This is a genomic window from Streptomyces sp. NPDC053426 (genome assembly GCF_055585405.1).
In genome coordinates, this window is sequence record NZ_JBVJKE010000001.1 from 436,268 (window position 1) to 450,901 (window position 14,634).

Genomic DNA, 14,634 nt, shown 5'->3' on the forward strand with positions numbered 1-14,634 from the left:
GGCCGGCCGCACCGCCCTCGGTGCGGCCGGCCGGTCCGCCGCCTGCCGCGAGCCGCCCGCGAGGGGCGCCCGGGCAGGACCGTCCACGCGACCCCAGGAGGAAGTGCGGCTCATGCCCGACGTCCCGGCACATCCCGAACACGAGCCCGTCGCGGTGATCGGCATCGCCTGCCGTCTTCCGGGCGGCATCGACTCGCCGGAGCAGTTGTGGGAGCGGTTGTCGAACGGCGAACCCGTGGTGGGCGACCTGCCGGCCGGCCGGTGGGCCGAGGCGGCCGACCGGGGCGGCGCCGCCGCCCGGCGGATCCTCGACGGCACGCCGTCCCGCGGCGCGTACCGGGCCGACATCGCCGGCTTCGACGCCGGGTTCTTCGGTGTCCCGGCCGACGAGGCGGCGATGATGGACCCGCAGCACCGCATGGCCCTGGAGGTGGCCTGGGAGGCGCTCGAGCACGCGGGCGTCCCGGCCCGCGGCCTGTCCGGCTCGGACACCGGCGTCTACGTGGGCGTCGGGGCCGACGACTACGGCCGCCGGGTACTGGAGGACCTGCCCGGCATCCGCGCCTGGAGCGGGATCGGCGCCTCGCCGTGCGGCGCGGCCAACCGCGTCTCGCACGCGCTGGACCTGCGCGGCCCCAGCGCCGTCATCGACACCGCCTGCTCCTCCTCCCTCGTGGCCGTGCACACCGCCTGCCAGGCGCTGCGCGCCCGCGAGTGCCGCCTCGCGCTGGCCGGCGGCGTGATGCTGGTGGCCGGCCCCGGCCTCGCCGTCACCCTGGCCCGGGCCGGAGCGACCTCCCCCGACGGCCGCAGCAAGCCCTTCGACGCGGCGGCCGACGGGTACGGACGCGGTGAGGGATGCGTCATCGCCGTACTCAAACCGCTCGCCGACGCCCGTCGCGACGGCGACCGCGTGCTCGCCGTGATCCGCGGCAGCGCCGTCGGCCAGGACGGCCGTACCCCCGGCATCATGGCGCCGAGCGCCTCCGCGCAGGAAGCCGTGCTGCGGGCCGCGTGCCGTGCGGCCGGGATCGCGCCCGGCGACGTCGACTACGTCGAGGCGCACGGCACCGGCACCCGCGCGGGTGACCCGGTGGAGGCGGAGGCGCTGGCCGCGGTCCACGGCGCGGTGCGTGCGGCCGGCGATCCGCTGCTGATCGGGTCGGTGAAGGGACTCATCGGCCACCTGGAGGCCGCCTCCGGCGCGGCCGGCCTGCTCACCTGCGTCCTGGCGCTGCGCCACGGGCGGCTGCCGGCGACACCCGGCGTCGCCGGACCGAGCCCGGCGATACCGTGGGCGTCCTCGGGGCTGCGTCTGGTCACCGAGGAGCGTCCCTGGCCCGCGCGCGGCCCCCGGCGACGGGCCGGCGTGTCGAGCTACGGCTACGGCGGCACGCTCGCCCACCTGATCGTGGAACAGGCTCCCGTCCCGTCCGGCCGGACTCCCGGTCGGCGCGCCCGCGGCCTGTTCCCGCTCTCCGGCGCGTCGGCGGGCCACCTGCGGGCCAACGCCGAACGGCTGGCCGGGTACACGGCCGCCCGCCCGGGGCTCGCGCTCGCCGATGTCGGCCGCACGCTCGCCGTGCACCGCTCCCATCTCGCGCACCGGGCCGCCGTGGCCGCCGGCACCGGCGAGGAGCTGCTGACCGCCTTGCACGGCCTGGCCGGGAAGGACGAGCGGGAGTGCGCGCCGGCCGCGCCCCTCGGGGACGCGGTCTGGGTCTTCTCCGGGCACGGCGCCCAGTGGCCCGGCATGGGACGGACCCTGCTCGCCGAAGAGCCCGCCTTCGCCCGCGTACTGGACCGGATCGACGCCGTCTTCCGCCAGGAGGCCGGGTTCTCACCGCGTGGGGCCCTCGAGGCGGCGGACCTGGGCGGCACGGGGCGCGTCCAGGCCCTCACCGTCGCGGTGCAGCTCGGTCTCGCGGCCGTGTGGCGCTCCTACGGGTTCCGGCCGGCGGCGGTGATCGGCCACTCGGTCGGTGAGATCGCCGCCGCGGCCGTGGCGGGCGTGCTCGACGAGGCGGACGCCGCCCGGCTGGCCTGCCGACGTGCCGCCCTGGTGCGGACCGCCGCCGGAGACGGCGCCATGGTCCTCGTTCCCCTGTCCTTCCGGGACGCCGCGCGGCGCATCGCGTCCGAGGGGGTGACGGACGTGTGGGCGGCGATCGACGCCTCGCCCGCCGGCTGCGTGCTGTCGGGCCGGGCGGACGCGCTGGCCCGCCTGACGGCCGCCTGGGCCCGGCACGGGACGTCCGCCCGGACGGTGGCCAGTGACACGGCCTTCCACACCCCGCTGCTCGACCCGCTGACCGCACCCCTCGAATCCGCCTGCGCGGACCTGACCGTCCGTCCGCCACGGCTGCCGCTGTACACCACCGCGCTGCCGCGACCGCGCGACGGCGCCCCTCGCGACGGGGCCTACTGGGCCGTCAACCTGAGGGCCCCCGTGCGGCTGCGGCCCGCGGTGGAGGCGGCGTGGCGGGACGGGCACCACGCCTTCGTCGAGGTGTCCACCCATCCGGTGGTCGCCCACTCGGTCGCCGAGACCCTGGCGGGCGTGCACGCCGGGGGCCGCCCGCGTCCGGTCGTCGCGCACACGCTGCGCCGCGACGCCCCCGAGCGGGCCACGCTCCTCGCCAACGCGGCGGCGCTGTACGGCGCGGGCGTCGAGCTCGACTGGACGGCCCACCACACCGAGGGCGGCCTCACCGACCTGCCGGCCACCGCCTGGCGGCGGACGCGGCACTGGGCGGCGCCCTCCGGGACGCCCGGCTCGTCCCGGGCCGGCCACGACCCGGCCGGGCACACCCTGCTCGGCGAGCACACCGCCGGACCCGGCCTCGGCCCGCTGCACCTGTGGCAGACCCGGCTGGACACCGCTGACCGCCCCTATCCCGGCGACCATCCCGTGGCGGGGACCGAGGTGGTGCCGGCCGCCGTGCTGCTGCACACCCTCGCGCGGGCCACGGCGGCGGCCGGCGAGAGCCCCGGCCCGGGCTCGCGCGCCACCGCGCCGGACGGCGAGAACCCGGGCCTGGGCTGTCTGACCGGGGTACGTCTCGCGGTGCCGGTCGCGGTGGAGGCGCCCCGCGACGTGCGGGTCACGCTGCGGTCCGATGTGCTGCGGCTGTGCTCGCGCCTGGCCGCTCGGGAGGACGGTGCCGGGCCCGGCGCCTGGCTGACCCACACCACCGCCCGCGCCACCTCGTGCGCCCATGACGCGCTGCCGCCGCTCACCGGCCCCGGCCCGCAGGCCCGCGTGGAGGATCCCTCACTGGTGACCGGCCGGCTCGCGGAACTGGGCGTGCCGTCCATGGGGTTCGCCTGGACGGTCAAGGAACTGGTGCGCGCGCAGGAGTCGGCGTACGCCGTGGTCACCGCGCCCACCGGACGGCCCCGCACGTGGGCCGCGCTGTGGGACGCGGCCTTCTCCACCGCTTCGGTGTGTCTGCCGGGTCCGCCACGCCTGCGGATGCCCGCCGCGCTGGCGACCGCGTGCCTGGCGGACCACGGCACGGTCCCCGAGGAAGCCGTGCTCGTGATCCGGCTGCGGCCCGGTACGGACGACACCGTGGACCTCGACCTCGTGGGCCCCGAGGGGCGGATCCGCGTCCGGATGCGCGGGCTGCGCTACGCCTGCCCGGCGCCCGACCAGTCCCGGGACGGCGGCACCGTGTTCGTCACCGCCCGCCGCCCCCTGCCGCCCCAGCCGGACGCCCGGCCCCCGCGGCGAGTGGTGGCGGTGGGGTCCGAACCCGGCTTCGCCCGGGCCCTGGGCGCCGAGCGCCTGCCCGGACCCGAAGGGCTGCGCGCCGGGCCCGGCGACGTGGTCCTGGTCGCGCCGCCGCCCGACGGCGGTCCCGGGTGCGACCGGGCCGCGCTGGAGCAGGTGCGGCTCCTGGCCCGCACCGCCGCGGCGCTCGCCGGGCACGGCGCCCCGGCGGCCCTGTGGGCGGTGACCCGCGGGGCGCGGACGCCCGGTGACGTGCGCGCGGTGGCGCAGGGCGCCCTGTGGGGCCTGGGCCGCACGCTGGCCGGTGAACTCCCGCACCTGTGGCGCGGGGTGATCGACCTGCCCTCCCGTCCCGGCCCGGACGACCTGGCGGCGCTCACCGGACTCCTCGGCCGGACCGGCGTCGAGGACGTCGTCTCCGTCGAGGCGGGCACCGCCTGGTCCACCCGGCTGGTGCCGGCCCCGCCCGTCCCGGACGGCGGGCCGCAGTGCCGCCCGGACGGCACCTACCTCATCACCGGCGGACTCGGCGTGCTGGGCCTGCGCACCGCTGCCTGGCTCACCGGACGCGGCGCACGCCGGCTGGTGCTCCTCGGCCGCGCGGGGCTGCCCGCGCGCCGGGACTGGGACGGCCTGCCGCCCGGAGCGCGGTCCGGACGCGTCGCCGCCGTACGGGACCTGGAGCGGGCCGGCGCCACGGTGCGGGTGGTGGCCGCCGACGTGTGCGACGAGGCGGCCCTGCGCCGGGCGCTGGACCCCGACGCGCTCGGCCTGCCGCCGGTCCGCGGGGTCGTCCACGCGGCGGGCGTCACCGCCGGCGGCCCTCTGCCGGACGCCGACGGGCCCGTGTGGGAGAGGGTGATGCGGGCCAAGACGACCGGCGCCCTCGCCCTGCACCGTCTGTTCCCTCCCGGCAGCGTGGACTTCTTCGTCCTGTACTCGTCCGCCGGCCAGCTGCTGCACCTGCCGGGTCAGGGGCCCTACGCCGCGGCCAACGCCTTCCTCGACGCGCTCGCCCGGCACCGCCGGACCGGCGGGCACCGCGACACGCTGTCGTTGGCGTGGACGAGCTGGCGCGGACTGGGGATGGCCGCCGGCGCCGACACGGTCACCGCCGAGCTGCGGGCCCGGGGCACGGACGCCCTCGACGGCGAGGAGGCACTGGAGGCGTGGGGCGGCGCCGACGCCGGCCTCCACGGCGAGCTGGCCGTGTTCCGCCTGGCCGAACAGGACCCGCCGTTGGTGCCTCCGCTCCTGCGCGAGCTGCGGTCCCGGACCGGACACGCGGCGGGCCCCGCCCGGAGCGCCGCCCCCGGCCCGTCCTGGCGGCAGCTGCCCGCCGGACGCCGGTACGAGGTCCTGCTGGAGGAGGTCAGGAGGTCGGCCGCCCGCGTCCTCGGCGGCGAACCCGCCGGCGTCGCCGCCCATCACGCCCTGTCCGAACTGGGGCTGGACTCCCTGCGCGCCGTGGCCTTCCGCACCGACCTCGAACGCCGTCTGGCCGTCCCGCTGCCGCCCACGCTGCTGTGGAACCGGCCCGCCGCCGCCGACATCGCGACGTATCTGACGGAACTGGCCGAACAAGCCGAACCGGCCGAACAGACCGAGCCGCCCCAAGGCCCCGCCCGTGCGAAGGAGTGATCCGCCGATGACCACCACACCTGCGCGCCCCCGGCCCCCTCACCACCCCGGCGACGACGTGCGGCGGTTCGCCGACGACCCGCTGCGCTGGTTCGGCGGTGACCGCGACGCCATGCACCGGCTGCCGGCACCCGACCTGACGGCGCTTCAGCTCGCGGCGCTGCGGCTGCGCTTCACCGAACTGGCGGGCCGGCTGCCGGTGGTCGGCACGCTCGCCCGCGAGCAGCACCTGGACCACATCGGCACGCTCGACGACGCGGCCCCGCTGCTCCTGCCCCACACCGTCTACAAGTCCTACCCGGCCTCACTGCTGTCCCAGGGCCGGTTCGACCAGCTCACCCGCTGGATCTCACAGCTCACCACCGTCGACCTCGGCGGCCTCGACACGGCCGGCTGCGACAGCGTCGACGCCTGGCTGGCCCTCATCGACGACGGCACCCGGCTGCGCCTGGCCCATTCCTCCGGCACCTCGGGCACCATGTCCTTCGTGCCGCACACGGCGGAGCAGTACGCCCTGCTGTACGAGACGGTGCGGCAGGACACCGTGCCCCCCGGCACCGACCCGGACGAGCCGGTCCACGTCGTGTGGCCCTCCCACCGCAGCGGCCGCAGCGGCATCGCCCGGCACGCCACGGCCATGTCGGAGCAACTCGCCCGCCACAGCCCCGACCACTTCCACACCCTTGACCCCGGCCACCTCAGCGCCGACCTGATGCTCCTCGCCGCCCGCGTCCAGGCGGCCGGCAAACGCCCGGGCCAGGCCGAGATCCCCCCGGCCCTGCGTGAGCAGCGCGACCGCTACCTGGCCGCCCGCCGCTCGGCACCCCAGGCCATGCGCCGGTTCACCGCCGACCTCGCCGAACGGCTGCGGGGCGAGCGCATCGTCTCACTCAGCCTGTGGGAGACCTCCTACCAATGGGCCCGCGCGGGCCTGGACCAGGGCCTCGACGACGTCTTCGCCCCCGACTCCGTCGTCATGCCCGGCGGGGGCACCAAAGGCTCGGTACTGCCACAGGACTGGGCCGCCCAGGTGGCCCGGTTCGCCGGAGTGCCGTCGGTACGGCTGTGCTACGCCATGGTGGAACTGATCATGCTGAGCCTGGTCTGTCCCGCGGGCGCCTACCACGTCGAACCGTGGATCGTCCCCTACGTACTGGACCCGGGCACCGGCGGGCCGCTCCCCCGGCAGGGCACCGTACGCGGCAGGGCGGCCTTCTTCGACCTCACCGCGGACGTCTACTGGGGCGGCTTCGTCACCGGCGACCACGTCGCGGTGTCCTACGACTCCTGTCCCTGCGGCCGCACCACACCGCGCGTGGAACCCGGCATCTCCCGGTTCGAGGACGACGACAAGATCACGTGCGCGGCCACCGCGGACGCTCTCGACGACGCCCTGGACTACCTGGCCGACGCCGCCCTGTGACCCCGCCGACCCGCGAGGAAGCGCCCCATGACCGCGCCCACCCTTCCGCCTGACACCACCACCGGATCCCTGACCGTACCGGCCCATGTGCGGGGAACCACCGTCACCGGCCCGCTCGTCCCCTTCGGGGGCCGTCCCGGGCGCCCCGCCTTCCACGCCCCCGACCCGGCCGCCCTCCTGCCCCGTCTGGTCCTGCGGGACCCGGGCGGCCTGCGGGAACTGCACGGCCTGAGCACCTCCGAGATCATCGACCAGCTCGCCGCGCTCCGCCCGCGGCTGACGCTGGAGGCCAATCCGCTGCTGCGCGAGGCGCTGCACACCGCCGCCGCCTGGTCCGACATGACCGAACCGGTCCTGCGCGCCGCCTACGAGGGCCTGCCCGAGCTGTTCACCCCTCAGGCACTGCACGACGTCGCGGAGCACACCATCGGCACGCGGTTCCTCGACGGATGGGCCCCCGTGCCCGGCCGCGGCGGACGCCGCGCGGCGGTCCGCGCCGTCGGGGCACGAACGGTCCACGTCATCGCCGGCAACCACCCGATGATCGCCGCGCTCACCGTCATCCGCAACGCGCTCACCCGCTCCGACGCCATCATCAAGACGCCGTCCAACGACCCCCTCACGGCGGTCGCGATCGCCCGCACGCTGACCGACGCCGCGCCCGGCCACCCCCTGGCCCGGCACCTGGCGGTGGCCTACTGGAAGGGCGGTGCCGAGGGCTTCGAGCAGGCCCTCTACCAGCCCCGCAACCTGGACAAGATCATCGCCTGGGGCGGCATGGCGGCGATGCGGCACATCACCCGCTACGTCCGTCCCGGCCTCGAACTCGTCGCTCTCGACCCCAAATCCAGCGGCACGGTGATCGGCCCCGAGGGCTTCACCCACACCGCGGCCATGGCCCGCACCGCCAGGCTGGCCGCCGCCGACGTCGGCGAACTCAACCAGCTGGCCTGCTTCAACGCCCGTGTGGTGCACGTGGTCACCGGAACACACGCGGCGGGACTGAAACGGGCCGAGGAATGGGCGGAGCTGCTGCACACGGAGATCCAGGCGCTTCCCGCCCACCGCAGCACCCCGGCCCGGCACTTCGACCCCGCCCTGCGCGAACAGCTGCGCGCCCTGCGCGCCACCGGCGGCCCCTGGTACCGGGTGATCGGCGGCAGAGCCGACGAAGGCGCCGTGGTCCTCTCCCGCACCACGGACACCGTGCCCTTCCACACCGCGCTGTCCGGGCGCGTCGCCAACGTGGTCCCGGTCGACGACGCCGAGCAGGCCCTCTCCGCGATGGACGCCTCCACCCAGACCCTCGGCGTCTACCCCGACGGCCTCAAGGAACGGCTGCGCGACCTGGCCCCCTTCCACGGCGTGCAGCGCCTGGTGCCGCTCGGACGGGCGACCGACTACCGCCCCGACCTCCCGCAGGACGCGACCGAACCACTGCGGCGGATGGTCCGCTGGATCACCGACGAGACCCATGACCCCGACACCGCGCCCGGAGGCCGACCATGACGCGGACCGCACCGGGCGCCCACGACAGCACCCCCGACCGCGAGGCGCCCTGCCGCTCCCACCTGGCCCGCCTCGCAGCCGACTTCGACGCCCACGACCCGCATCTGAGCCCGGACCTCGCCGTGGACGTGCACCGGGCGATCCGCACCGCCACACCCGTCACCCGCTCCCGGGCCCACGGCGGCACCTGGATCGTCTCCCGCTACGACGACGTCCGCGCCGCGCTGGCCGACCACCGAACGTTCAGCTCCGCCTCCGGCGTCTTCTTCCCGCGTGCCCCCGGCACCCCCCGCTTCGCCCCGCTGGAATACGACCCGCCCGAGCAGACCCGCTTCCGCACCGCGATGAAACCTCCCCTCCAGCGGTCCCGGGTCCGCCAACTGCACGGCGCGCTCGCCGACTTGGTCCGCCGGCACATCACGCCGATCACCGAACGCGGCCACGGCGACCTGATCGCCGAGCTGGCGGTGCCGCTGCCGCTGGCCGCCGTGGGACTCGCGGTCGGCTTCACCGAACACGCCCAGCGCAGCATCCGGGACCTCACCAGCAACACCTGGGCCCGCATGGCCACGGACAACGGACCCGCGGGCTTCTGGCCCGCCTTCACCGAACTGTTCGACCACGAGATCCGCCGGGCGCGCCGGCAGCCCGGCGACGACCACCTCAGCGCCCTCGTGCGCGCACCGTTCGACGGGCGGCCCGTCAGCGACGAGGACCTGCACGTGATGCTCGTCGCGTACGCCATCGCCGGCCACGAGACCACCATGAACACGCTGGCACACCTGCTGTGGCAACTCGGCACCCGGCCCGAACTCCAGACCGAGCTCAGGCGCGATCCCGGCCTCATCCCCGCCGCCGTGGACGAGACGCTCCGGCTGTGGACACCCGTCGACCACGGCACCCGCGTCACCACCCGCCCGGCCGTCCTCAGCGGCACCGGGATCCCGGCCGGCGCCCGAGTGATCCTGCTGACCGGCGCCGCCAACCGCGACCCGGATGTGTTCCCCGACCCCGACACCTTCCGCCTCGACCGCGGCACCAACCACCATCTCACCTTCGGCCACGGCATCCACTACTGCCTCGGCGCCCACCTCGCCCGGACCGAACTCACCCACGTACTCCAGGAGTTCACCCGCCACCCCCCATTCATCCTCACCCGGCAGCCCACCCGCTCCTACGAGAACGGACGACACATCTGCCTCGACCGGCTGCCCGTGCGGTTCGCCCCCGCGCGGAGCAGTGGGCCTTGTCCGTGACGACTCGGCCGGTGCGCGCCGGCACGCCCCCTCACGACACCACGGGCCCGTCGTCGGCGTTTCGGCCAACCGGCACCCTCCATGGACCTGTTGGGGGGAACGGGTCCATGCATCCTCCACGTGTCGCCACACGCTCCGTCCCAGGGTTCCGGGACCGGCCGAAACACATGTGTTCGATATCCCGGCCGGGTCGTTGAGCCCCATGACCACGATGGACGACCGTCAAGGGGGACCCATGCCGACCGCCACCGCCCGCGCCGTGAGGCCCGCCCGCGCACCGGGACAGTTCACTGCCGTGGGAGGCGCTGTCGTCTTCCGTATGCCCACCGGGGGCCCGTCGTACGGGGCGCTCAACCGGCCCGGCTCGGGCGGCGACCGGTGAAGCGCTTCTTCGGACGAGTGCGGATGGCCGAACCCCGGGTCTCCGACGCCGAACGGGAACTGTTCGGCGGCCCCTTGCGCTACGACATGGGCTGGTCCCAACACGAGCACGCCACTCTCGACCTGACCATGATGTCCGCGCTGCGTTCCATGCCGGCGCTGGTCGGCGCGACACTGCGGATGGCCTGGACCGCCGACCGCCGAGCGCTCGTCGCGGTGGCGGTCAGCGAGGTCGGGCAGGGCATCGCCGCGGCCGTCGGCCTGCTCGCCGTCAACGCCGTCATGCACGCCCTGCTGGGCGGTACCGGCAGTGCGGTGGAACGCCTGCACGCCCTGCTGCCCGGTCTGATCGCCGCCGGCGCCGTCGCCGTCGTCAATTCCGCCCTCGCCGCCTGGTCCACCTCCCGGGCCGGGCGCCTGGAGCCCGTCGTCGAACGGATCGCGACCACCCAGTACCTGGCCGCCGCGACCTCCGTCGAACTGGAAGCCATCGACGACCCCGACTTCCGCCGGCTCGTCGACATCGCCCAGTACGGGCCGGCCTCCGCCCGCCGCATGATCGGGGCCTGCGTCGCCGCGCTGAACGGCGTCATCTCGCTGCTCACCACGGCCGGCGTGCTCACGGTGCTGCACCCGGCCCTGCTGCCCATGCTGATCCTGATCGCCGCCCCGCGCGGCTGGGGCGCCATGCGCGTGGCACAGGAGCGGTACGTGTCGGTGATGAGCTGGATCGAGCACGTCCGGGCCGGCCGTCTCATCGGCAACCTGCTCACCGAGCGCAGCGCCGCCCAGGAGGTGCGCGTCCACGCCGTCGGCGCCTTCCTCCTCGGCCGGTACCGGCGGATGGCCGAGAGCGCCGAGGCGGAGCAGGAGCGGCTGGCCTCCAGCAAGGCCCTCACCGAGTGGGTCGCCGCCGCGCTGTCCGGCCTGGCGATGACGGCGACGTACGGCACCATGTTCTGGCTGATCACCGGCGGGCACATGAGTCTGGCCGTCGCCGGTACCGCGGTGATCGCGGTGCGGACCGGTTCGGCGAGTCTGGGCGCGCTGGTGATGAACGTGAACCAGCTGCACGAGGAGTCCCTGTACGTCCGCGACCACGGACGCTTCCTGGAACAAGCGGCGCGGCGGGCCATCCCGGAGGGCGGCGCCCCGGTCCCCGACACGATCGAGGAGATCGTCCTCGACCGCGTCACCTACCGCTACCCCGACCGTGACACCCCCGCTCTGGACCGGGTGACACTCACCCTGCCCATGGGGACGGTCACCGCCGTCGTCGGCGAGAACGGCTCGGGCAAGAGCACACTGATGAAGATCCTCTCGGGTCTGCTGCTGCCCCAGGACGGCACGCTGCGGTGGGGCGGCGAGGACATCCGCGACCTCGACCGCTCCCAGGTCTTCGACCGCGTCTGCCTGCTCACCCAGGACTTCCAGCGCTGGCCGGTGACGGCCGCCATGAACATCCGCCTCGGCCGCCCCGGCCACGACGCCTCGCCTCATCAGGACCTGCGGTCATCGGTGGACTACGCCGGCGCCGGCCCCGTCATCGCCAAACTCCCCGACGGACTGCGGAGCCTGCTGGCCCGCGTGTTCCGCGGAGCGATCGAACTGTCCGGCGGCGAATGGCAGAAGGTGGGCCTGGCCCGTACCCACTGGCGCAGCTCGACGTCCCGGGCCGACGGCGTCCTCATCGTCGACGAACCCACCTCCGCCCTCGACCCCGAAGCCGAGATCGAGGCCTTCGACCGCATCCGCCGGCTCGCCGCCCCGAACCGGGCCGTCGTCCTCGTCACCCACCGGATGTCCGGCGTCCGCCACGCCGACCGCATCTACGTCCTCGACCACGGACACCTCGCCGAGCACGGAACCCATGACGAACTCATGGCGGCCGAAGGCCGTTACGCCGCGATGTTCGCCGCGCAGGCCGCCCAGTACGCCCCCGCGGGGAGCATCCCGAACCCCGCCTCGCCCACCGTCGCGGATCCCTCGGGACCCTGATCGCGAAGGGCTGACCGTGACGGCTCGCGCCGACCGGCTTCCGGGGTGCGGTCGTCGTCGTGACCAGGCCCCGGCACGACGGCATCCGTGTCGCGACATGGCGCCGGTCTTCTCCTCGTGTCGCCGCCTGAGCGGCAAGGACGTCGCCCGGATCGAGCAGGTGTTCAGTGGCGCGGTCGAGCGGACGGGCCGCTGGGTGCCGCCGCGGCGGTCGGAGCTCGAGGTGACGTGGTGTGACGTGACGCTCGACTTCACCGAGGCCGTGATCGCGCAGGGCACCCCGCGAATCGACGTGGTCATGGCGGGGAAGAGCCTCACACCGGTCACGGCGCCGGCATCGAGGTCGATGCCGACGGCCTGCCCCTGGTCCACTGCGAGCTCGAACAACGTTCCGCCGGGACACCCTCGGACACCCCGACCACGCCGCGCGTGGAACCGGCCGGCCGGAAGCCCCACGGCACGGTGGTGGTGCGGCCCCGCGCCGGACGTCCGGGCAGTGGCCGCCGCGCAGGTCCGAACCCGGACCCTGAGACCCGATCCGGCCCCGCCCCGGCTGTTCAGGCGGGGCCGGACTCCACGTCGGCATCGTCAGAGCCGACGTACGCCCGGTGCATCAGCCTGGGCCGAAGCGCGGGCACCTGTCAGTTCGCCGACCGGTCCGACGCCGCGGTGCGGCCGCACATCGACGGCGGCCCGGGCGCCAGGACCAAGGAGGTGGTCCGCGGGGGCGTCCCCGAGCACCTGTCCGGGGAGGCGCACAAGCCCGGTCGTCCCCGAGCACGTCCGTCAGGTCCGCACCGACGACCGGACGGGCCCGGCCCCCTGGCGCCCGGACGATTCCCGGTTCCGAGCCCTCGACATCGCACCTTTTACGGTGCCGGACGGGTCAGGACAGGACAAAAGCGTCTGATTTGGAGCGGTCCCGGGCCATGCCCGACCATGGGCGCCGTCCCGGCGATCCCGGGCAGCAGTTCGAAGAGAGGCGCACCACCCCATGCACGTCACCGGAACCGTCCCCCCACCGGCTCCGGCCCCGCAGGAGACCCCCGCGGCCCCCGCCGACACCACCGGTCACCCCGGCCGGCACGCCCGCCGTTTCGGGCTGCCCGTCGCCACCGCCCTGGTCATGGGCAACATCATCGGCGGCGGCATCTTCCTGCTCCCGGCCTCCGTCGCCCCGTACGGCACGATCAGCCTGCTCGCCTTCGGTGTCCTGACCGTCGGCGCCATCGCCCTCGCCCTGGTCTTCGGCCGGCTCGCCGAACGGGACCCGCGTACCGGCGGCCCGTACGTCTACGCCCGTGAGGCCTTCGGCGACTTCGCCGGCTTCCTCGCCGCCTGGGCGTACTGGATCACCACCTGGGTGTCCAACGCGGCCCTCGCCGTCGCCGCCGTCGGCTACCTCGACGTCCTGATCCCGGTGAACGACCACCGCTGGACCGCCTGCCTCGCCGCCCTCGTCCTGCAGTGGCTGCCCGCACTCGCCAACTTCGCCGGCACCCGGTACGTCGGCGCCGTACAGCTGGTGTCCACCGTGCTGAAGTTCGCGCCGCTGCTGCTCGTCGCCGTCGGCGGGCTGTTCTTCTTCGACCCGGACAACCTCGGCCCCTTCCACGCCGGAGGCGGCAGCGCGATCGGCGCGGTGTCCGCCTCGGCCGCCATCCTGCTCTTCTCCTACCTCGGCGTGGAGTCCGCCGCCGTCAGCGCGGGCGAGGTCAAGGATCCTCGGCGCACCGTGGGACGCGCCACCGTCATCGGCACCGCGGGCGCGGCCCTCGTCTACCTGCTGGGCACGCTCTCCGTCTTCGGCACGGTCGCCCACGACCGCCTGGTCGACTCCAGCGCGCCCTTCTCGGACGCCGTCAACACCATGTTCGGCGGCGCCTGGGGCGGCTGGGCCGTGGCGCTGGCCGCGCTCGTGTCGATGACCGGCTGCCTCAACGGCTGGACGCTGCTCAGCGCCCAGACCCCGTACGCGGCGGCGAAGGACGGGCTGTTCCCCGCCGCGTTCGCGCGCAGGCGGCGCGGGGTGCCCACGGTCGGCGTCGGCGTCACCGTCGTCCTCGCCTCACTGCTGACCGTCTACAACTACACCTCCGGCTCGGCGAAGGTCTTCGAGGTCCTGGTCCTCGTCACGACGTTCACCGCGACCGTGCCGTACCTGCTGGCCACCGCCGCACAGCTCTTCCACCTCCTCTCCGGGCACCGCGACCGCGTCGACCGCGCGCGGCTGGTACGCGACGCCGTGATCGCCTCGGTCGCGGCCGCGTTCTCGCTGTGGCTGGTCGCGGGCGCCGGATACGCGGCCGTCTACCAGGGCGTGCTGTTCCTGCTCGCGGGCGTACTGGTCTACGCGGTGATGGCGGCGCGCAAGCAGCGAACGAAGGCGCCCGCCGGCGGGGAGTGACGGGTCACCGCACGGTCATGAGCACCCGGCTCATGCCGGGACCGTTCCTGACGTGTCTCAACGGACCCGTGCGTCGTCGGCTGGTCGGAGCCTGTGCACCCCACCGCCCTCGAGGAGCCCTCGTGGCCAGTTCGGGCCCGCTGCCCGTCGCCCCTGACGAGGGCCGGCCGCCCCTCCGGTGTCCGTGTGCCGAAGGCGCGCACGTCGTCCGAGCCGTAGGCCACGGTGCCGCCGTGACGCGGCGGACCTGCGGACTCGGTGTCCACGCCGGCGCCCGGCCCCG

Annotated in this window: 7 protein-coding genes; all 7 read left to right on the forward strand. The window is 75.2% G+C overall.

The features are described 5' to 3' along the window. Window positions 1-112 precede the first annotated feature (112 nt). The 7 genes from ACZ62B_RS01715 to ACZ62B_RS01745 all read left to right on the forward strand — a co-directional run bounded on the left by ACZ62B_RS01715 (window position 113) and on the right by ACZ62B_RS01745 (window position 14,351). A complete protein-coding gene (locus ACZ62B_RS01715; RefSeq protein ID WP_469689125.1) occupies window positions 113-5,377 on the forward strand; it encodes a type I polyketide synthase in 5,265 nt (1,754 codons plus the stop codon). Between the two features lie 7 nt (window positions 5,378-5,384). Further along, on the forward strand, window positions 5,385-6,800 hold the full coding sequence (locus ACZ62B_RS01720; RefSeq protein ID WP_469689126.1) for a hypothetical protein: 1,416 nt from the start codon (window positions 5,385-5,387) through the stop codon (window positions 6,798-6,800). Window positions 6,801-6,827: 27 nt separating this feature from the next. Then, window positions 6,828-8,309 (forward strand): acyl-CoA reductase, encoded by a 1,482-nt coding sequence (locus ACZ62B_RS01725; RefSeq protein ID WP_469689127.1) that lies wholly within the window; start codon window positions 6,828-6,830, stop codon window positions 8,307-8,309. Next, window positions 8,306-9,565 (forward strand): cytochrome P450, encoded by a 1,260-nt coding sequence (locus ACZ62B_RS01730; protein WP_469689128.1) that lies wholly within the window; start codon window positions 8,306-8,308, stop codon window positions 9,563-9,565. The genes ACZ62B_RS01725 and ACZ62B_RS01730 overlap by 4 nt, the downstream gene beginning before the upstream one ends. 235 nt (window positions 9,566-9,800) lie before the next feature. Then, entirely contained in the window at window positions 9,801-9,947 is a 147-nt protein-coding gene (locus ACZ62B_RS01735) for a hypothetical protein (RefSeq protein WP_468722606.1), read from the forward strand. Window positions 9,948-9,970: 23 nt separating this feature from the next. Beyond that, entirely contained in the window at window positions 9,971-11,944 is a 1,974-nt protein-coding gene (locus tag ACZ62B_RS01740; protein WP_468885928.1) for an ABC transporter ATP-binding protein, read from the forward strand. Between the two features lie 994 nt (window positions 11,945-12,938). After that, a complete protein-coding gene (locus ACZ62B_RS01745) occupies window positions 12,939-14,351 on the forward strand; it encodes an amino acid permease (protein ID WP_344560375.1) in 1,413 nt (470 codons plus the stop codon). Window positions 14,352-14,634 lie beyond the last annotated feature (283 nt).

Coding starts and splice junctions, on each gene's coding strand:
- ACZ62B_RS01715 (WP_469689125.1), top strand. CDS start 113: ATGCCCGACGTCCCGGCACATCCCGAACACGAGCCCGTCGCGGTGATC.
- ACZ62B_RS01720 (WP_469689126.1), top strand. CDS start 5,385: ATGACCACCACACCTGCGCGCCCCCGGCCCCCTCACCACCCCGGCGAC.
- ACZ62B_RS01725 (WP_469689127.1), top strand. CDS start 6,828: ATGACCGCGCCCACCCTTCCGCCTGACACCACCACCGGATCCCTGACC.
- ACZ62B_RS01730 (WP_469689128.1), top strand. CDS start 8,306: ATGACGCGGACCGCACCGGGCGCCCACGACAGCACCCCCGACCGCGAG.
- ACZ62B_RS01735 (WP_468722606.1), top strand. CDS start 9,801: ATGCCGACCGCCACCGCCCGCGCCGTGAGGCCCGCCCGCGCACCGGGA.
- ACZ62B_RS01740 (WP_468885928.1), top strand. CDS start 9,971: ATGGCCGAACCCCGGGTCTCCGACGCCGAACGGGAACTGTTCGGCGGC.
- ACZ62B_RS01745 (WP_344560375.1), top strand. CDS start 12,939: ATGCACGTCACCGGAACCGTCCCCCCACCGGCTCCGGCCCCGCAGGAG.